The organism is Nocardia sp. NBC_01503, assembly GCF_036327755.1.
Taxonomy (GTDB): Bacteria; Actinomycetota; Actinomycetes; order Mycobacteriales; family Mycobacteriaceae; genus Nocardia.
Window position 1 is genome coordinate 4,778,228 of sequence record NZ_CP109596.1, and the last position, 22,840, is coordinate 4,801,067.

Sequence of the window (22,840 nt, forward strand, 5' to 3'; positions counted from 1 at the left end):
TTGCCGAGCGCGGCACACGGGCTGTTCGACGTGCTCACCAAATTGAGCAATAGCATCCACTCGCTCGGACAGCCCTGGGGCGGCGACGCGATGGGGAAGCAATTCTCCGAGGGTGCGTCGGGCTATTTGGCGTCGGTGGAGGCGCTGGTCGGCAATGGCAGCACCGGTTCCGACGCCTCCGGTGCGATTCCGGTATACGGACAGCTGCTGGTGAACTACGGCAAAACGATCGAGGAGGCGGGTAAGGCATTCGGTCTCGGTGAGGACCTCTACGCGGAGTGGATGCTGAAGAATTACATCGACGAGGACGCACACGGTAAACCGGCGCCGTTCACCGGCCCGGTCAGCTCCGATCCGAACTTCGGCAAGCCCTCCGGTCCACCGGCGAACAATCAGTATCAGGGCGGCGGCAGTTCGGGCAGCGGTAATTCAGGTGGGGGGAATACGGGCGGCTCGCAGTCGGGCGGTCCGAACATGGGCGGGCACAACCCCGGTGGCGCGAACCCACCGGGCGCGAATCCGAGTGGGGCCGATGCGAGTGGGCCGAATCTCGATACCGGCCCGTCCGGGCCGTCGCTGGCGAATAGGGCATTGACCGACAGCACCGGCCCCCTGGCCCTGTCGCAGCAGAACGGTACCGGCCCGTGGAGCTCCGGCAACCCGATCGCCGCGATGACGCCGCCGGGTACCTCCATTACGGAGACGCCCGTGGATCCGGGTAGCACCGGGCTGCCCGGTGCTTTCGGACCGAACGCGTACGTTCCCGGCACCGATCCGGCAGGTGTTGGGCCGCAGGGTAATCCGGTCGCGACGAACCCCGGTCCCGGTGGTCCGGGCGGCGGGACGGCCGGAGCTCCCCGGCCGCCATTGCCGGGATCCGCGGTCGAGGGCGAGCAATTGGCGACCAAGGGCGCGCCGGGCGGCGTGCAGTCGCGGGCCGCGGTGTCCAGCGGCGGGATGATGCCGAGCGCGCCGGGTATACCGGGCAGCGGTGCCGGCGTCGGCGCCGGTGAGGCGAAGGAGAAGCGGCGCGGTGAGCGCCGCAAGCCCTCGTCATCCGCCGACGAGGGTGAGGGCGCTTCGGGTCCGAATGATCCGTGGCAGCGGTCCGGCTGGCCGGTCGGTGGTCAGTGATGACTGTTCCCGATCCGATAACGCGGTCCGATATCCCCCTGCCTTCCGAGCTGCACTTCTTGAGTTATGCCGCCGGCAGTGGATGGCCCGAGGGCAGCGAGAACGGCATGTTCGCGCTCGCCGACGCGTGGGCGGAGGCTTCCTCCGAGTTGACGGCATTGGTTCCTGGCATCACCCAGGCCATCGAGGACGTCTTGAAGGCGTACGAATCCGCGGGCGATAAGAACTCGCAGATGGTCAAGACACTCAAGGATATGACGGACGAATCGAGCCAATCGTCGCTCCATTCGATCGCTGAGTCTTTGGAGCAGATGGCGAAATCGTGCGACAAGGTCGGTTGCGCGATTCAAGAAAACAAGATCATGATCCTCATCGGTCTGTTTCAGCTGCTGTACGACATCATCATGGCATGGTTCTTCCCGCCGACCGCCGCCGAAGAGGAGGTGTTGCTGATCGGCTTCTATCAATTGGTATTCCATTGGTTGAAGAAACTGATGATGGAAATCGTGATCGCCGCCCTGCGTGCGATGGGTCAGCAGGTGATCATGGATATCCTGATTCAATTGGGGCAGATGGCCGCGGGCCACCGGGAAGGTTTCGATCTCCAGGAATTGGGGCAATTCGCGCTGGGTGGCGCGCTGGGTGGCGCATTCGGTCACCTGTTCGGAAAACTCGGTGGGGACCTCTTCCAGCATTTGGGCGGAAAGCTCACAAAATCGGAATTCGACGGCAAGTTCCAACAGCTCATGCGCGGTGCCGTACAGGGCGGGGCCGGTGGCGTCGGCGGCATGATCGGCGGTGGCGTCGCCAACCAGATCATCAATGGCGGACCGTTCGCCCTGGACCCGGCGATGCTGGGCGCCGGCGTGGCCGGCGCGTTCGCCGGTGGCGCCCGGGGTTTTCGCAACTCCGGCGCGAAGGTCCATGTGGATCTGCCCGAGAAGGTGGACCTCGGGGCGACCAAGGTCCCGGAGGGCATCACCGCGCCGATATCGGAGGGTGCGACCGGTGCGAAGCCCGCGACCGGAAACGGTCCGGAGGGCTCCACCGGTGGTTCGGGAGCGGGTACGGAGCGCGCGAACAGCGTCGTGAGTCAGCGTTCCGGCGACAGCGCCACCCAGCGCTCGACCGGCGGCTCCGACTCGAATGCCGGTGGCGTCCAGCGCCAGAACTCCGGAGCGGACGATTCCAGCGTTGGTGCGGACTCGAAAACCTCCTCGGGACAGGATAGTTCGGGTTCGTCGGCCCGCGGCGGCGACCGAACCGACGCGAGCGATCAGTCGCAGTACCGAAGCCCGGGATCGCAGCACGAATCCGAGCGCGGGAACGAGGCGGCCGCAGAGAGCGGTCAAGGGCAGGCGCCGGTCCGGCAGCCGTCGAACGGTACGACCGGCATGCAGGACGGCAGCCGCGCCGCGGAGACGCCCGGCAGGCCGGCTGATGGGCGCGCCCCGGCGAACGAATCCGGCAAGGCCGCCACGGCCGGGAATTCCGCTCGCCCGCAGGCCGAACCGCGGCCCTCGGCACCGGGTCGCCCCACCGGCGAGGAACCGCGTTCGCGGCCGCGATCGAGCGCAGGCTCCAGCGCGAGTTCGACCCGCGACAGGACCGATACGCCCGACGGCATTCAGGCGAAGGCGTCCACGTCGGAGGTCAAGTCGAACCTGTCCCGGACCGGCGACGAACACGCCGATTCCGCGACCGTGCACGAGCCCGCGCCGCCGCGTGCCGACACCCCGGCGTCCCCGCGCTCACCGGAGCAGGCGGCGAGCCCCCGGCCGATCCGGGACGGCGCGCCGGCCACCCACGAGAACGACAGGTCGCCCAGCGAGGTTCCCGCCCGCACACCGTCGAAATCCCAACAGCCCGAACAGAAGTCGGCGGCGTCCGCATCACGCGGCGGTACCCCGTCACACGAGGGGCGGGACAGCGAATCTATCCGCGACTCCGTCTCTACCCGCACCGGCGACAGTGTGAATTCGACACTCGCGGAAGGCCCGAAACATTCGGGCAACGCCAAACATGAGAGCGCCGCTTCGGCGGCACCTCTCCCCGATGTGCGCTGGCGCCGGGTCGATCCGAGCCTGCTGGGACCGGTGTGGCCCGGCTTCGGCGGCTTCCTGAAGGAGATCGTCGGCTTCCAGCAGACCTGGGCGATGCTCAAGGGCACCAAGTCGCCGCACGCGGATCGCGAGGCGTTCCGGCAGCACCAGGGCAATGACCTGACACTGCGTCCCCACTTCGGCGAGAAGAAGCCTTCCGCGCGCGCGGCCGCCGGGGACGACGGCGCCGTGATCCATGGCTCCGACCACGCGCATTCGCGGAATGTGTACCGGCTCAACGAAGACGAACGTCCCGACTATCAGCATGAGATCTCCGAGGACGGCCACTGGACCCGCTTGCCGAAGTCGGATGAAGCCGCGGGTGCGGACGCGCTCGACGAGCGTCGGATCGACCTGCCTCCGAAGGGACCACTGCTGCGGCGGTGGGCCCAGCAGCAGGCACCGGCCATGCGGACGGTCGTCGGCGATCACGAGGGACGCTGGTATGTCAGCGATCTGCCGCATGAGGCCTTCCACAACGCCGGGGTGTACACCGCCTTCAAGGCCACGTTCGAGAACGGGAGGCTGACCGCGATCCACGACGCGGCCGGGGCCTATCGTCCCGCCCCGGCCCGGGTGAAGGCCGCGCTCGGCAAGTTCTACGAGGGCGTCGATCATTTCGACCAGCACGGGCGGAAATACACTCCGGAACAGGTCGCCGACTGGAAGCCGGCGGCGAAACCCACACCCCCCGAGGCGAAATCGGACGCCGACAGCGTGCACAGCGATGCGGGGAAGACCGCGGAGCGCGATGCCGAGAGCATTCGATCATCGCGGACCCAGGAGCACGACCAGAGTGCGGCCGAGGGCAAGGAATGGGCACTGCTCACCGAACTCGGTGACGATCCGAGAATCCTCACGAAGGACCAATACGCGAACGCCAGCGTCTCCGACATCTCGGTGATCGCGCTGGGTGACGGCGAACGCGCCCATTACATCTGGCGGCGTCCCGGGGAGAGCGCGGCAGACGCTGGGGCGGAAAGCGGTTGGCGGCATGTCAGCGGAGCGGACGTACCGGCCAAGGACCTGGCCGCGATATTGACCGACGGGCGTATGACCGAATTTCGGGTGCGCGCGGATGAGAATGTGGCGCACCGGGAGCCCGCGCCGATCCGCGACGAGCGAGCGAACGGGTCGCGGCACGATGACGAATTCCGGCTCACCGGTGGTGGCCGGGCATCGGGTGAACGTGAGACCCGCGCCGCGGTCGACGGGATCGCTCCGCCGGGCCGGGACAGCGTCTGGGAGTCGCAGCCGGGGGAGGGGAACAACTGTTTGTGGCACGCGCTGGGCCGCGCCCTCGATATCGGTGTCGGCGATGTGACGGCCCACGCGGATCTGCGGGCCCATATGGTGCAGGAAATGCGCCGGCATCCGGAGTCGTACATCGGCGACTTCATGCGGGGGCATCCGGATCGGTACGCCGAATTCGACAGGCAGTTGGCCGAACTGCGGGAATTGGGCAGCTGGAACGTGCCCGCGGCCGAGGAGTTGCTGCCCGCCGCGGCGAAGGCGCTGAAACTGAATCTGGACGTCTACTTCCCCAATGGGCTGTCCCGGTCCCTGCACCACGGTCCGCGGGACCAGCAGGTGAGCGCCCTGTTCCGGCAGGGCGCCGGTGCGGACGACGGGCACTACTGGGTCGCGGTGCGGGAAGACGGCCGGGTATTCGAGGGCCGGTCACCGTCGGTTGTTTCGCCGCATCCGGAATCCGACGGAGTGCGGCCCGCCGCGACCGACGGTTCGAATCACTTACCCGCCCATAATGATTCGCAGTCCCCGCACTCCGAGCCGCAGGATTCGCACCGTCCGGCCGCCGAGCGGGCGAGGAATTTCGAGCAGGAGGCCAGAGACCTCGTCGACCGGTACGACCCCAAGGTGTGGGCGAAGACCTCGGACGCGACGCTGCGGGAGTTGCTCGCGGGCAGTTCCCATCATGACGACCCCGCGCGTGCGGACGAGTACCACGACGCGGTGTCGGCGGCGATCGAAGTGGTCCGGCGCGGGACCGGCAAGACCATGTTCTGGAACCAGGTCATGGCGGCGATGGCGATGCGCCGCGGCCCGATCAATATGGATGCCGGCGAAGGTAAGACGCTGGTATTCCTGGCCGACGCGATGTTGAAGGCGTCGGCCGGCGAGCCGGTGCAGGTGTTCACCACCCGCGATACCCTGGCCAACCATGCCTATGAGCTGTATCGGAAAGTCCTGGAGCCGCACGGGTTCAAGATCGCGCGCATGAATCCGGAGGACGGTCCGGACAACGCGTACGCCGAGGTGGTGCGGGGGGAGCCGACCATCTACGTCGGCACCCTGAACGATGCCGCCTTCGGACGTCTGCGCGGCAAGGAGTTGCCCGGACATATCGCCGTCATCGATGAGATCGATGAGGCACTGGTGCACGCGGACACCACCTGGATCACCTCCGAGGGCGTGTCCCAAGCCGCCGATCCGCGGGTGGCCGCCCGCGTCGTCGAGGCCCGGGACTTTCTCGATAGGTATTTGCGCACAGGTGATCTGACCGAAGCGCACTTCGGCAGGACCGATGGGCAGCTCGGTGGGCCCGCGAAGCTCACCGACGCCGGCGTCGCCGCGGTAAGGGACCTGCTGAAGACCGAGCCGGGTGATCGAGCGACGTCGGAGACGGCGCAGCAGCGGCTCGATGACGTTGTGCGGCGGGTGAATTCGGCAGCCTCGGCGCGCTGGGAGTTCATCGAGAACGACCACTACATCGTCGACCGGGCGAATCAGAAGGTCTATATCCTCGACCAGACCACCCATAAGGTGATGTTCGATCCGAAGACCTCCACCGAGAGCCGGTGGAACGGTGGTCTGGCACAGGCGATCGAGGCCGAACACGGGTTCACCATCCGCGCCGATTCGGCGAATTCGAAGAGCCTGACGGCGCGGGAACTGTTCTCCGGGGACCACTACACCTCGGTGACCGGCGCGTCCGGCACCGCTCGAGGGGCATCCCGGCCGCTGTCCGAGGACTACGGCATGGCGGACGTGGTGACGATTCCGCGCAACAAGGAATCGAAACTGCTCACCCTGGCCGCCCGAACGGCGGTCGACCAGACGGCCAAACACCAGATGATCGCCGAGGACCTGGTGGCGGGGCACAGCCCGACCGCCCTCCCGGAGTTGGTGATCGCCAACCGCAATAGTGAGGTCGCGCGCCTCTCGACGCTGCTGAGGGCGGCCGGTGTCGAGCATGTGGCGATCGACGCGGAGTGGTTCCTCGTCAATGGCGAACATGCCGAAGCTCGTCTGCAGCAGATCTTCGACGAGGCCGGCGCACTCGGCAAGATCTTGATCATCAATCGTCAGGGCAGCCGTGGCGTCGACATTCCCGTCGCCGACGCGGTCAGTGAGCGCGGTGGTCTACAGGTCAGTGTGACAAGCAAGTCGAATCTGCGCGATATCGATATCCAGGCCGAGAACCGTGCCGCGCGCATGGGCCAGAAGGGCAGCGTCCGTTACTATTTGGCCGCCGACGATGAGTTGTTCGCGCACTCACCCCAGCACGCGCAGACCGTTATCCGGTACACGGGTGCGATCGCCGCGCACGAAGACGCCATCACCGCGCATGAGCGTGCGACCGACGAATTCCACGCGGTTCCCAGCGACCGGAACAAGGCCGCCGTCGAGGCCGCGCTCAACGTCCGGGACGTCGCGCTCGCCGAGCGCCGGGCCGCAGAGTCCGAGCTGCTGACGCTGGCCGGGGATCTGCAAGTCCGCAATGCCGCCCACCTTGTCACCAATAGTGTTGTGGTGACGCCTGGTTCGTCCGCCACGGCGGATCAGTCGCAGCCCGGCCCGCGTGCGGGGGTCGCCGAGCAGGTCCCGCCGCCGATGGACGCTTCGGATGCCGCGGCCGCGCAACCGTTGCGCGGCGGAACGGACCAGGCTCGTCCCGGCACCTCCGCTCCGGCACCGGGGCAGGAGACAGACACCGAACCTCCGCGGTGGGAAGACACGCGGGTCACGCGGCGATACCACGATCCGATCGCCATCACCGCTGTCGACATCTTCGCCCGTGGGATCGCCGAAGGGGAGTTCCTGCTGCTGGGCAACGAGACCCGGCACTTGTACACGGTCGTGCGCATCGAGGGCACCGATGATCACATCGTCTACGACCACAACCTCGCACCCGTCCCGCTGGAGGATCGGACGGTTCGGGAATTCCTGCGCGAGCGGAATTTCTCGCAATTCCGAATCGCCCACGAAGACGCACATGTCCTCGAGGTGCGAGCTCCCGCCGAGAACCCGTCGCCCGATGTGGCGACGTGGGATCAGGCAGTGCCACCGCCGGGGCCGGACGCACCGGTCGCCCTTGCCGCGATCGGTGCCTGGAGTGATGAGCCGGTGCTGTCCCCGGCCGGGCTCGGTACGCGAATCACTTTCGGGCACAGCCCTTTACTGATCGGTCCGGGCCGGGTGTTCGAGCCGTATCCCGGCGGTATCCTGCGCACCGACGACACTTCGGGGTCCTGGCAGTTCGTGGACCCGGCAGGAATCCTGCATATCAGATTGCGTGGCGCGAACGGAAACGCCGCGATCTCGCATGCCGCTCTGCTGGCCGCCGGGTACAAGTGGGACAACCCCAACCGATGGTTCGCCCGCGCCACGACGCTGACCAGCGGGCTGGAGGTCTTCGAATATCAGCCGGTGGTCGTGGATCCGCTGGGAGTCGTCTCGGGCCACGTGCTGGTGCATGTCGGGGGCCGGGGGCATTGGGTCCGAGAGAACGAGGCCGCGCGATTAGGACTGCGTCCCCCCGCGGGCGTCCGACTGCGCGGGCCGAACCGCCCATTGACCTCCGATGCGGACGAATCCGTTGAGCCGTACCCCGGCGGTATTCTCCGACTTCCCGCGTCCCGGGCACGGTACGCCGACGCGGATGGTTCGGCACATGTCGAGATATCCGGGCAGAACGGCGACCATTGGATTTCGACCGCCGCATTGGCCGCCGCGGGATATCGCTGGGACCAAGCGAACGACTGGTACGCGCGCACCGTGGCCGTGAGCGCGGAACTCGCGGTGTTCGAGTATCAACCGGTGGTCGTCAGTCCCGCGATCGGCAATCCGGGGCAATTGCTCGTGCACGCCGGGGGTCAGGGCCACTGGATAACCGAGGATGAGGCTCAGCGCGCCGGGCTGTCGCGTCCGCGCGGGCTCGACGGTCCGGTATTCGGCAGTCGCGGCCCGGTGCTCGATGATCTGCTCGGTCTCCCGGACGGTCCGATGGTGCGCGAGTTGCGATCTCGCGCGGCCGTTCCCGGTGCCATCGCGAGCATGCTGCGTTTCGTCGTCGCCGACCGCGGCGCCGTGCGCACCGTCGGCGCCGAGGTGATCAACGCCGAGGGCAATCGGCTCGATGGCGGCGGAAACGTGATCGACGGTGCCGGACGGGTGATCGTCAGCGATGGCAATGTGGTCGGTGCGGAAGTCTTGCTGACAGTGGCGAGAGAACCCCGATGGGTGCGGGTGGATCGATCCACCCGACTGGCCGCGCCGGCGCCTGGCACTAATCCGGTCTGGCCCGTGCTGTTCATCGAGGCGCACGCCGCCGCGCTGGCTTCCGACGCGGCGCGTCCGACGCAGCGAGCCGCCGCACCGACGGCGCTGTATTTACAGCCCGATCGGGCGGCGCCGCTCGCGCTCGCGAAGGCGTGGAGCCCGGTCGAGCCGGAGGAGGCCGAAGCGGCCGGTGCGCCGGCGGACCCGTGGATGGCGCAATACCGCGTGAACCTGGAACCCATTGCGGAACACGCCGCCTCGGCGTCATCGGCAGGATCATCGGTTGATGTCGCGGCACAGCCGGTTTCAGCGCTCGAAGCCGCGCGGCCCTTCATCACACCCGCCCGCTGGACGAGCGAGCGGTCCGGCACGCTGCCGATGGCCCTGGGTCGCCTCACCAACCGTAACGGGAACGATCTCCGTCGCGAAATTCTCGATTTCATGCGGAGGGACCAATACCGTTATACCGCCACGGACCCCCAAATCGTTGACCTTGTCAACCGCGAGGAGCAGGCGCGGGCGCAATTCAGGGCGCGCTGGGTTCGTGGAGCGGTCACCGCAGCGGAATCGGTCGCAGAGCAGAATCGCGCCACCGCCGCCTACCAGGAGATAATGAACTTGCGAGATCTCGCGATTTCATATCGACTGGATGCGTTCGACGAGGCGGACTGGCCGATGGAGAATCGGGCCGAGCACGAAGATCACGCGCTGGCCGATATCGCGAACGCCCTGCGACTCAATCTCGTATTCCAGCAGCGCGATGGCCGAGTGGAGGTCTATCAGAACGTTCCGGGCAAGCAATTCACCTATCTTCGCCGATCATCCGATGGAACACGGTACGAGATCGGCGTCAACGACGACGGAAATCTCTTCGCGAGCATGGATCCAGAGTTCTCCATCCGCCCGCATCCAGCACCCGCCGATCAGTGGGCGCACCGCGCCCATATACCCCCACGGCGCACCCGGATGCTCGCCACCCGTAAGCTCCCGCTACTCAACGGCCTCGCCATGAGCAGCCGGTATATCGGCGAAACCCGGCCCCTCGAGACCAAGGCACACCTCACGCCTCGGAATGACAGGCGCGAAAATCAATCGGTCAATCCGGTTTTCGAACATACGCCGACATACTATATGACCGCGTCCGAACTCGAGTCGCATCGAATCTTCGTAGGGCCCGGTGGACTTCTGCATCGAGCAAGTGATGGCGCTGTTTTCGATACCCCTGCCGGTACTCACTCGATATTCGTCATGGACGAATTCGGCAACTTGTACGCGGCCGAGAAACGGCGCGGTTATATCCAGCACTCCTCATTTCTCGGCGGCCGCATCGTCTCGGGCGCCGGATATATCGAGGCCAGGCATGGGCAGCTCATCGCCCTGCGTGATGGTAGCGGCCATTATCTACCGAATATCGACCACAACAAGGATGTCCAGCAGTGGGAGAAAGCCCTCGCGGACGCCAAGGCATCCCAGGAGGAGGCCAACGACAGAGTCCTCGATGCGCTGCGCAGCCAGGGCGTTCGACTGGCGGAGGGCTTCCGATCGACCGATTTCGATGGCCGGCCACGGATCCGGCGGGCCTCGGCAGCCAATTGGTCACAGTGGAGGCGCGCGGAGAAGCTCGAGCGACAGTCGATCGCTGCCGCGCCGACGGGACTGTTCCGCGGTGGCGCCGATGACTCCTCGACCGATCGCCGGAGGGCGGTGGAGGTCGCGGGGACTCGACCGCCCGGCGACGGAAACACGTGGGAATCGCAGCCCGGAGCCGGGAACAACTGCCTGTGGTACGCGCTGGCGCGAACATTGGAGATTCCGCTCGAAGACGAGGCCGCGCATCTGGACTTCCGAAAGGGAGTGGTAAGCATGATGCTCGCCGCTCCGGACGAATACATCGGCGATTTCATGGCGGCGGAAGAATCTCTCGCCGTACGCCGTGCGGCATTCGTCGGACAATTGCGGCTATTGCTGGAGCTGGGGGAATGGAATCACCTCGCCGCCGATTACCTCCTGCCCGCGGCGGCCAAGGCGCTGGAATTGAATCTGGACGTCTACTTCCCCGGTGAGTCGCCGGCGCGGCTGCATTTCGGCGGCTCCAGCACTCAGGCGAAGGCCCTGTTCCGCGAGGGCGCCGGCGATGACGGTCACTACTGGGTCGCGGTTCGCGAGGACGGCGAGGCCCTCGGTTATCAGGTGTCGCCGAGCACTGCCGATCCGGCGAGTCCGCCGGTCGTCCCCACGCTGAGCGCGGCAGCGGAGTACGCCTCGCCGCTGGGCGAGCATCTGGTGGAACAGCTGCTGCGAGCACCGGTCGGGTACGCGTCGGCGGCCGCGGAAGCCGAGTTCAGATCGGCCGTGCCGACGCCTTCCGGTTCCGAGATCTCCCCGCCTTCGAACCTGCTGACCACCATGCCGGCGACGCGGCTGAAGGTTCCGGATCACCACCTGATCGTGGTCGATACCGGCGGTCGACTGGTATCGGCCACCATCGCTGCGACGCTGCCGATCGTCGGCGGGAGCAGACCCGGCGAACCCGTATTCCGCGAAATCGCCTTCCCGGACGGCAATGTTCGGAAGCTGGCGGACGCCGTGGTTCGCGCGGCGTTCGACGAAATCGCGCTTGCCGGTGGGGCGAAGAGCCTGCGTCCGAAGACCGCCGGGCTCTTCTGCCTCGAGGGCGGCAAGGTGGTGGAGTTCGGCCCCGGCTCAGCCATCGCGATACGGCCGAATCCGGATGATCCGACGAAGATCGACCTCTATCGCCCGGCGAGCGAAAGCTGGTTGCCGGCCGCCATTTCCGGCGGTACGGAGATCAGAAAGGGGAAAGCGGCCGGCGCACTGTTCGTGGACGGCATTCCACGACCGGCGGATGTTCAGCAGGGCGCCGTCGGAGACTGCTACCTGATGGCGAGTCTGATCTCCTTGGCGGATCGGAACCCCGGCCTCATCGTCAATATGATCCATGAGACCACGGTTGAGCAGGTGCGCACATTCAGCGTGCGATTCTACGATCGTAAGAATGACCGCTGGGAATGGGTCAAGGTGGATGACACCTTCTACCAGGACTCCACCGGGAAGATGACGTACGCCGTGCACAATGCATCGCGACCGCTGTGGCCCGCGGTGATCGAAAAGGCGTGGGCGGTATTCCACGGCAAAGCGCAAGGCTATCAAGGCATAGACTCCGGACATTCGGGAATCACCGCCGGGCAATTGCGACCGCCGCAGATGGCGGGTCGAGCGGGAACTCAGCCGACGCTGAGTATCGATCGGTATCTGATCGGCACCCCATTTCAGATGGGTCCCGACATGCTTGGCGAACTGATCGGCAGTCCCGGTGTCGCGCAGCTGATCCTGGGCATGGAAAAGGATCTGCTTTCGGGATTCTGGACGAATCCTGTCGCGGCGATCGAGTCGGATCTGCTGGAACCCGTGCTGCTGGAGGCGAGCCTCGATATCGCGGTTCGAATACTGGATGGTGACACCCGTCCATCCGCGCTGCTCGCAATGAGTCGTGCGGAGCTCGCGGCATTCGCCGGTGGTCGCGATATCGCGGCAGCGGTCGGGGATGTACTGAAGGTGTGGAAGGAGCTGGGACTCGACGATGACGCGACCGTCCTCTCCGACCTCATAGAAACGCAATGGACCGAGTCGGGTCAACTGCTTCAGACGCACCTGAAAGAGTGGATATCCAATGACAGATTGACCGACACCACTATTGCCTCCTGGGTGGCCGAGCGGATCGATCATCTGCTCCGGCGCGGGGATACCGTCGTTTTGGCGACGAAGCGGGCGCTATCGAATGATCAGCATGCCGAGGTGGGACTGACTCCCGGTCACGCGTACTCCATAGTTCGCGTGGACCGTGGGGAGAATCACCGGTCCGGCCTTCCGGCCGCGGTGATCATGCGTGATCCGAACGGGGGACCGGAGATTCGCGTACCCCTGAACCGTCTGAATCAATTCGAGGGAATCGGCGCTTCCGGTCCGGGAACTCTCAGTGCGTTCGGCCCGGAGGCCCGGACCCCCGGCGGGGCGGCGCACCGAGCGGCGGGCCGGGTCGGTGCGGTATCGGATGACAGCGCGGCCGGTGTCTCGGAAGTCATCGTTTCCGATTCGGATTCCCTTCCCTATCAAGAGGTTCGGTCCGATGCCGAACGGCGCGCGTGGCTGGCCCTCGAGCTGATGGCGGCGTCGGAATCGGCCGGCCTCGGTGAGCCCGGTGCGGGGAGCGGCGCGCGGACAACGGATGCGACGCCGCCCGGATATCTCACGACTCCGGCTTCGCTTGTGCGCGAGGACATTCCGGCACCGGTGCGGGAGCCTGCCGACGAGTTGGCATGGCAGCGGGCCGAAGTCGACCGCCGGAGACTCCTGCTGATCCCGCAGGAGACGGCCGTCTCGAGCCGGCTGCGGCGCGCCCAGAACACCGTGCAGGTGCAGCGCCTGCTGACGGCCGAACTCCTCGTGCTGCGCCGACAGCGCGAGGATCTCGATCAATGGTGGAACTCGTTGCAGCGCGGGGAGATTCGCCCGGCGGCACCGGCCGGTGGTCTCTGGACGGGCCCGGAGCCGACCGCTCCGACGGACCGGATGGCGCCGCCGCGGCTCCCGGCGGATTCGCCGGCCACGGACGCGGCGACCAACCAGCCCGCGCGATGGTCGCGGTGGTGGCGGGATCACGGTCGGCAGTGGTGGAGCGAGCTTCGGTTCCCGAGTCTCGCACCGGAATTCCAGCACCGCCTGGTCACGGACTTCCCGATGCTGCGCAATACCGACGGTGTTCCCGCCGAGGTCCGCGACACGCTGAACCGCGCCTATCTCCGATCCGGGGTCGTCGAACTCGCGGATGTCACCTGGGGCGCCGGTTTGCGCCGCCGCCACCTGCTGGACCGAATGCTGTTCAACCTGCACACCGCGGAGCTGGAGGCCCGAGTGGTGGCGGAATTGGCGGGAACGGCCGTTCCGCCGGTGCATCTGCTGAAGTTCGATCCGGACGCCTTCGGTAAGCGTGGCGCGGTGGTGCTGAGTTTCGGGGATGTCGACGCCGCCACGTCGATCACCTGGCTGGTACCCGGGTTCGAGACGTCGATTTCGTCGATGAGCACCGGGTTGGTCGAGGCGATGGAGCTGTCCGCGGCCATGCGGCAGGAGGAACCGGCGGCGCGAGTCGCGGTCGTGCTGTGGATGGACGACGGGGTCATGCGTGGGGACGGCCGGGCGGCGCGGTTGACTCGGACGGTCGAGACCCTGCTGAGCAGGGGCGCGGACCGGTTGCGGGACGCGCTGATCGCGTTCGATACCGCCCGGCTCGGCGGCTCGGCCGGTGTGCCCGGGATCCGGGTGCTCGAGCAGCCCTTGGGGCCGGTCGCCGGAAGCGTCGCGGACAGTCTGCAGCCCCACCGGCCGCGTAACCATCAGCTGGCCCAGCCGGCGGCGACGGTGGAGGTCGCTGATCTCTCGACGATATTCGGACCCGGCCGGGCCGGGCCCGCGCGGATCGCGGTACGCCCGCACGACACCCTGCCCGGCTGGGTATTCGTGCACGACTCGGCGGCGGTGCCCAACCGGAAGGCGTGGCGCCTGGTCGATCAGGCGCGACTCGGGGTGCCGATGCCGCGACTCGAGCGAGTCGGCGGCGCGCTGTTCGGGGCGGACGGCGTCCCGCACGAGAACGATGTGCGGCAGGGCGACGCCGGAACGTGCTACCTGCTCGCCGGCCTCAAATCCTTGGCTCAGCGGCATCCGGAGTGGATCCGTCAGATGGTGCGGGAGCGGTCGGACGGCAATTTCGAGGTGCGGTTCACCCAGCCCAACGGCCGGGTGCTGCGGGTCGCGGTGGATCGCCGGTTCTACAGCTACGGATCGGCCGGTATGGCGTACGCCGCCCATCGTCCCGGACAACCGCTGTGGCCCGCGGTAATCGAGAAGGCATGGGCGGTGCTGCGCGGCGGGGAGTTGGGGTATCAGGGCGCGGGCGGCGGATTCCCCGGTGCCACGGCGGCGATGCTGCGGCCGCCGGTGACGCCGCGCGGCGAGACCGATGTTCAGTTGACGCACACCATCGATGAGCCCCTGTTCCAATTGGATCTGGACAGGCTGGAGGAACTGCTGGGCAGTTCCGGTCTGGCTCGGTATGTCCTGGACGCGGATAGCCGGTATGCGGAGAACCGGTTCGCCGCGAGCGCTGTGGAGGGGGCCGCGGGCGCCCTGGAGAAGCGATTGCGGGATGCGATCGATGCGGTGATCGAGAGCATGGTGGACGAGGAACTGCTCCCGTCGACGCTGCTGGCACCGGATGGTGTGCTGACCGAGGGTTTGGGCTGGTCCGAGAATGTGGCCGGAGCGGTGACGGACGCGCTGGCGAAGTGGAACTCCGGAGTGCGAGAGGATGCTGTCGGGTCCTTCCGAGCCTTCCTCACCGAACAGTGGGTGGATCGCAATATCCTGCTCGCGCATATGCGGGCTTCGGAGTCGAATATCGAATTATCCGATACGACGATCGCGCGGTGGACCGCCGAACTGATCGAACACCTGCTCCGATTCCAGGATACGGTGGTCATCGGCACCAAATCGGAATTCGCGGGCGGTAACAGGCATACCGTCCAGTTGCAGGCCGGGCATGCGTATTCCGTAGTTCGCGTGGTGAACTCCGGAAATCCGGAGACGCCGACCGCCGTGATCGTCCTCGATCCGCACGCCAACGCCGAGATCTCGGTTCCGCTGAAAGACCTCAACCAATTCTCGGCTATCGGTACTTCGGGCCCGGGTACTTTGTTCGCGTTCGGCGCCGAGCCGGTCGGCGCGGGGAGCGCTGCCGCCACGGTTCCCGTATCGGCCGCTATCGCCGCATCGGCGCACTCGGCCAGCGAACTCGGACGGCAGAAAGCCGCGGTCGAGCGGCAGCGGATCCTGCGGAACCAGCAAGAATTGGCCGTATTGAGACGGCTTCGGCGGGTCGGCACGACGGCCGTCCAGGATCTGCTGCGAGCGGAGAAGCTGGCACTCGCCCGCAGGCAGGACGATCTCACCGCGTGGTCGGAGGCGCTCGCGCGCGGCGAGACGCGTCCCGCCGTTGACCCGGTGAAGATCGGGGATCCGACCCCGCCCGATCTGCCTGCCACCGGTGCGGCGGCAGCTCGGCAGGACCTGATGGCGCGATGGTGGGCCGAGCGCGGCAGCCGGTGGTGGAATGATCTGCGCTTCTCGAATATCGCACCGGAGAATCAATATCGCCTGGTGACGGAGTTTCCCGCCCTGCGTAATTCCGTGAGTATTCCAGCGGAGGTCCGGGATACGCTGAATCGGAATTATCTCCATGCTGTGCTGGAAAAACTGACGGTCGGATTCGACCGGGCCGCGCGTGGCGTTGGTGCGCCCCTTTCGGAGGCCGAGCAGCGGCGACTTCGGCAATTCGAAGAGGCGTCGTTCGCGCTCTGTGAAGCCGAATTGGAGGCCCGGCTGACCGCGAGTCTGTCCGGCATCGCCACCCCGGACGTGCACCTGCTGAAATTCGATCCGAACGCGTCCGGCCCGCACGCCGCGATGGTGGTGAGTTTCGGAAATATCGACACTGCCGGATTCGTGGCATGGCATGTTCCCGGGTTCGATACCACGCTGTCCGTGATGAGTAGCGGTGCGATCGACGGTATGAACTTGTACGCGGCGGCGCGGCAGCAGGATCCGGCGACGGACGCGGCGGTGGTGATCTGGCTGGACGACGAGACCCGCCGCGAATCCGGAACGCTGTCGCGGGTTTTGAACTCCGCGGCGGCATTGGTGGCTCCTCGTGAACGCCGGTTGCGGAACGCGCTGACCGCCTTCGCCGCGGCCCGCGCGGCCGCCGGAACCGAAGTGCCCGCCGTCGAGGTGTTCGATGACAGGTGGCGTCCGGACGCTGAGAGCACCGACGACTATCGGCTCGACCGGCCGGTGAACCATCGGCTGGCCCAACCGGCGGCCGCACTGCTGATCCCCGAGCCCGGCGTCTCGTTCGACTCGGGGGATAAGACGATAGAGCTCGAGGGTGACGAGCGCGCCGCGGTTCGCCCGCATGAGAACCTCACCGAGCAGGTGTGGGTGCTCGATCCGCTGGGTGACGACTCGGAGTCGGATTGGCACCTGGTACCGGAGTCGGTACTCGGTATCGCGGCGCCGAGGCTGGTCCGGGCCGAGGGGCCGTTGTTCGGGCCGGGCGGTGCCGTGCGTATCGATGATGTGCACGAGGTGGGGGTCGGATCGTCGGCACTGCTGGCCCTGTTGCTGTCCTTGGCGAAACGGCCGGAGTGGGTTCGCCGGATAGTGCGGGAGCGTCCGGACGGCAACTTCGAGGTGCTGTTCCGGACAGTCGAGGGCGGTACGGTTCGGGTCGCGGTGGACCGTTACTTCCACGCCTACGGCAGCGCCGGCGAAATGGCTTATGCGGCACACGTTCCCGGTCAGCCCGTGTGGCCCGCGGTGATCGAGAGGGCGTGGGCGGTGTACCACGGTGGCGAGCAGGGGCACGCCGGAGTGCGCGCCGGCCGCCTCCCGGAGGCCGTGCGCGCATTGCGGCCGGAGGGCGTGAACAGTTGGACATGGGCGGCCGGCCACGATTTCACTCCGCATCCGATGGCGATGTCGGTGGAGAATCTCACGGATTCGCTGCGTACGCCCGCGGAGCCGATGGGCAATCTCGCCGCGGCCTGGCGAGTACTGGAGCTTGCCGAGCGGTGGCGCGGACATATGGCCGATTGGTATCGCGCACAACAGGATCCGGATAATTGGACCCCGGCCCGTGACGCTTACGATCGGGCCTACGCCGCGGGAATCGAGGCGGCGGTCGCTCGGGGTGTCAGCGGGGACGCGGTCACGGATTTCGCCGTGCGGTTCGCCGAGCGCGCGTATCGGCGCTGGCTGGGACTTCATGATGCCCGGTACGCCGACGGTTTCGTCGGCTTCCTGCGCACGACGATGGATAGCGATACGCGTCGGGAGATCGGGCTGTCGGCGCGCATGTTCCGCAGGCATATGGCGGCCGTGGATTCCGGCATAACCTCGGATGAGGTCGAGGGTTTCCGCGCGGCGCTACCCGATTTCGACGATCTCGATCGCCAACAGTACGGGGAGAGTGCCGATTCCGAGTCCGGGCGCTCGCGCGCGGCGCGGCCGGTTTTCGCCTGGACCGACCTTCCGGTGCCGGAGCGAATCAATGCCGTGGACCGGTCGCTCGAGGGGGTGCGCGCCTCGGCCGCGATCGATTCATCGCTCGCGCCCGCCGAGCGTGAGCGGTTCCGAATCGTAGTGGGGCCGCGGGGACTGCTGTACAGGTCCGACGGTGGCCTGTTCGACACCACCTGGGATACGGAAATCACTACGCGCCAAGCGATCTCGCTCGCGGTCATGGTGATGGACGAGTACGGCAATATGTACGCGGTTCCCGAGGCGCGGCAGAGCGATGAACAGCTCACGCACGCAAGCCTTTTGAACGGCGCCCCGGCGGCCGCCGCGGCGCTGATCGAGGTGCGCGCGGGTGTGCTCACCAGGTTGTCGGACGAAGGCGGCGAATACCCGGCCGATCCCCTCCGCAACAGTGCGGCACTGGATCACCTGTACAGTCGGCCGAACCCCCTGCGGGTCGACGAAATGTCCCGGCCCGCATCGGCTTCGGTGATCGCCGGTCCGATCGCGCTGGTTCCGCATGGTGCGACGAGCGCGGCGGTGCTGCATCCCGCCCGGCGGGTGCACCGTGTCGAAGCGGACACCGCTCCGGTGGTGACGGAGGATGGACGGCAGTTGATGCCCCATCCGGGAGGCGTTTTCGAGTACGTTCAGGGGCCGGAGTCGACCCGGGTGAGCGCTGACGGATTGAAGTCGTACCTGGTGACAGGAGTAGCGGACAGCGGCTGGGTGTCCCAGAGCGCTTTCCTGCGTTCCCGATACCGCCGTAATGCGCTACGGGGCGGGTTCGTCCTGGAGCGGCGACTGTCCGGGCACCCACGCGGTCTGGATCTGTTCGCGAGTGATCCGGTTCTGGTCGAACCGGATCGCCGCCAATGGGGCCGGGTGCTGGTGTACAGGGCCGGTGACCCGGCTGTTTCGGTAACACGGCTCGCGGCCGAACGAGCCGGGCTGCCCTATGTGTGGGCGCTCGACGGCCCGCTGTTCGGGGACACCGGCAAGCCGGAGGTGAGCGATCTGGAGATTTTGCGGGGTCAGGATGACGCCGCCGCCGAACAGCTTCGTGAACTCCTCGTTGACTATCCGGGCGCGGTCGAGCATATGGTGCGGCCCGTCGCGGGCAGGGCGGGTGCGGACTCCGTCGAACTGTTCGATGTGCTCCTGATGGTCGACGGCCGCCCGCGGTGGGTGCGGGTGGACGGCTCCACCACGCTGGACCGGAGCAATGTCTACGACACCGATCCGATCTGGCCCGCGCTGCTGCTCGAGGCACAAAAAGCCGTTGCCGCGGTGCATGATCCGGAACGTGACGAGCGTGTCCCGGCTGCGATGGTGACAATGCCCGCGACCGGGATCGAATTCGACTCGGAGGGCGAGAGAATCCGCTTTGCCGGAGGCGCCCGGGTCGCGATCCGCCGGTGCGACAGCGCATCCGATCAAGTCCTGGTGCATGCTCCCGCGACAGCGGTGGGCAGAACGGTATGGCATCAGGTCGCCGAGGCCGAACTTCAGCGCCAGGGTGTGCGGGTGCCCGGCCTCGTGGAGGTCGACAGCGAGATTTTCGGCCCGGATGGACCGCGTCCGCAGGATGTGCGGCAGGGTGGCGCGGGGACATGCTATCTCCTGGCTCCCCTCCTCGATCTGGCGCGGCATCATCCGGAGTGGATTCGCGAGATGATCCGGTCGCGTCCGGATCATGACTTCGAGGTGCGATTCATCGAGCCCGACGGTCGCGCGGTGTGGGTTCCGGTGGACCGGCGCTTCTACGCCTACGGCGGCAAGATGGCCTACGCGGCGAACGAGCCGGGCCAGCCATTGTGGCCGGCCCTGATCGAGAAGGCGTGGGCGATCTATCGCGGTAATGCTCGGGGATATGTCGCGGCCAGTGGTGGTTCCGCCGGGGCCACCGCGGGCATGCTGCGCCCGACTGAACTGCCCGGTGCGGCGGGCCGGGCGCAGCCGACCGGAACCTCCGACGACGAGACCTTCGCGCATCCGATGACATTGGGCCCGGATGCGCTGGCGGAGCTGGTGGGTAGTGCCGAGTTCGCGAACGAGCTGCTGACCCTCGAGGGGGCCTGGCGTGATTGGCTGAACGGCCGGCCGAACCCGGAAGTATCCCGTGCCAACGACGCCCGGAAAGCGGCCGGGTTCGACGCATTCCTGAGGGCGACGCTCGGAGCCGGCGAATATGGGCAGCGGGAGCAGCTGATCGAAGTACTGCTGGCCGAGATGACGCGGTGGGAATCCGATGCGCCGCTGCCGGATTCGGTGGTGACGCGGTGGGCGCTCGACCGGATCGACTACCTGCTGAATCACGGCGATACCGTCGCCGTCGGCACTCGCCCCCGTGCCGTGGGCAGACACCCGTACACCCAACTCGTGGGTGGTCACGCCTATATCGTCTCGGGCTTGGTGACCGATGAAGCCACCGGGCGGGTGACCGGCGTGCGGCTGACCAATCCGCACGGGTCACGTCCGACGGACCCGAACGGGGGTGTGGTCGAGGTTCTCGCGCGGCATTTCAACCAATTCACGCGCATATCCTCGGCGGGTGCGGGCACGCGGTCCACCGCGGGCGACAGTACGCCGTCGACCTCGGCCGCACTCGAATCGCCGCAGCGGCAGGACGCCGGTGCACTCAGCGGTGCCGAGTCGGCGGAATATCCGAGCGCCGCGGTGAGTGTCGGCCGGACAGTGGAGAATTGGGGCGGCCGATTCGCGGAGTTCACCGAATTCGCGGAGGCGCGGACAGCTGCGGCCGGTCAAGTCGATAATGACGGAGTTCGCCGCTTCTCCAGTGACAGGGCCGGCGACGAGTACGCCAGTCGCCACCTCGAGACGCTGGAAAAATTGCGTCGGACGCCGATGGCGGGCCCGGAAAGTATGTCGCCCCGGAAGATGGAGCTCGCCGTCCATCACTATGAGCGGGAAACGTGGATCAATCGGATCTTGCGGAACGCCTCCGATACCGGCGACATTGCTGGATATATCGACGGTCTCTTTACGGATTTCAATGTCTTGAAAATCTTGAAGGGGGACGACTACTATGATGCGCCCAGTATATCCGAGCTCGAACAGGACAAAATAGAACTCGAGGACGCGGGGCCGGATGAGGAGAATGCCGAACGGTTGCGGGAGATCCGCGACACGTTGGCAGATCCGCGGCGGCTCGAAAAATTGGTGGCCGCGAGTGAATTATGCGAGTTGCTCTGGGATCACTATCGCCTACCCTTCGAGGAGCCGTTCACGGCCCAGCTCATGGAACAGATCGATCTCCTGGACGGAGCTACCGGCCGGCCCGCGCTGATATCCGAACCCATTCAGATCGTTCGCGTGGTGAGTGATATCGGGTATCTGGTCGATCAGGGGGGCGAGCCGCTCAATGGCCGTGACCCGCGGCTGCTGATCGGTGCAGTCCAGACGGAACCCGGATACATGTCGACCTCGGTTGCCGTGAATACCATTGTGAATGTGTTCTCCGGATACCGTTTGGAGTTGATCCTCCCGCCCGGCGCGCCGGGGCTCTACATAGGGAAAGACACGGTGGCCCAGGGCGGCAATCAATTCGAATTCCTGCTGGCTCGCGGTACGAGATACAAGATCAATGGCGTAGGAATGTCCGCCGACGGCATGACCATATTGAAGGCGGAGATCCTGCCCCCGAGCCGGTCCGGCGCGGACACGGAGGTCGCGCAACCTATCGCGTCGCCGGCGACCGGGGCCGATGCCATGACCGCGTTCGATGACACCGCGAGAGCGGCCGCGGCGATCGGAAGTGATCGCGGCGAAGGGTCCGCGGCGGTCGCCCAGTCGGAGGCGGGTGTCATATCGCCCGCGAACGTGTCTGACCAGCAGGGGGCGCGGCCTGCCTCGGAAGCGCTCAGCACCCGGATCGGTGGTGCGGAAACCGCTGTGGTGTTGCCGAATCCGGGCGGTCCACGATTGCGGAATCCGTATTTGCACTTGGAGCGACCCCGGGGCAGCGGTCCACTCTCCTCGTCGCCGGTATGGCATTCGGAGGCGCGAGGATCGGTTCCGCGGATCTACGCGGCGCGGACGAGTAAACCTCGCAGCGTTTCGCTCGGCCGATTCGGCGGGTGGCTGGCACGGCACTGGCTGCTGCACGGTCTACCCGAAGGCGGTCTGCTCGACTTCGAGGAGTTGACGGTCGACCAGCGCCGGCGGGCGGTCGACGCGGTCGTCGCCCGATATGACCCGAGCCGGGAAGCCTTGCGGCCCGGTAGTGAAAGGGCCTGGGTGGAGTGGGCCCGCGCGGGACTCGGCGTCTCCGCGTCGTCGGCGGCGCTCGCGGACATCGATTTCGATGAGATGGCGGTGGGTGCACGGCTCTGGTTGACGGGACCGGGAGCCCGTACCACGTTCGCGGCGATCCGAACCACCGCCGATCACTTTCAGCTGTACGACCCGGATACCGGGAAGGCCGTCACGCTGAGCCCGGCGAATCTGCGGGCCCGGGTCTACGCCGAGCAGATCAGCGATGTGGTGACCGCGCACCCGACTGCGGGCGAACTGGCGGAATTGATCTTCGAGGAGAGTTTCGACGGAACCGCGCATCGGGCTGTCGAGGACCAGGGCGCCGGTCCCGGATATTTCGTTGAATCCCAGGGCGAATCCTGGGAGGAAGGCGGCCTGCCGGAGCTTTTCGCGGATTCGACGGTCCCGGTGGGTGATCCGCGCATCAGGGGTGCGTTCGCGTCGGAGGTGCCGGACGAGCTCGTGGTACGGCAGCTCGAGATCAACGATCTGAACCACGCCATCGCTGACAATCGGACAACCGTGGTGATCGATGACGATGGCGGGGCTTTGGTGATCGGTCCCGAACAGAGTGTGACGTGGTATAAGGAGCGCGGTTCCGACGGTGTGTCAGAGCGGAACTCGCTGCAGCTGAGTGCCGGACCGGA

Annotated in this window: 2 protein-coding genes (1 of these 2 only partly in view); both read left to right on the forward strand. The window is 66.7% G+C overall.

Translation table 11 applies throughout. The features are described 5' to 3' along the window. A complete protein-coding gene (locus OHB26_RS21580; RefSeq protein ID WP_330179081.1) occupies positions 1–1,134 on the forward strand; it encodes a hypothetical protein in 1,134 nt (377 codons plus the stop codon). Then, positions 1,134–22,840, forward strand: the 5' portion of a protein-coding gene (locus OHB26_RS21585; protein WP_330179082.1) for a C2 family cysteine protease. 5,284 nt of this gene lie beyond the right edge of the window; the window shows 21,707 of its 26,991 coding nt (coding positions 1–21,707); it begins with the start codon at positions 1,134–1,136; its stop codon lies off the right edge, out of view. Before OHB26_RS21580 ends, OHB26_RS21585 begins: the two co-directional genes overlap by 1 nt.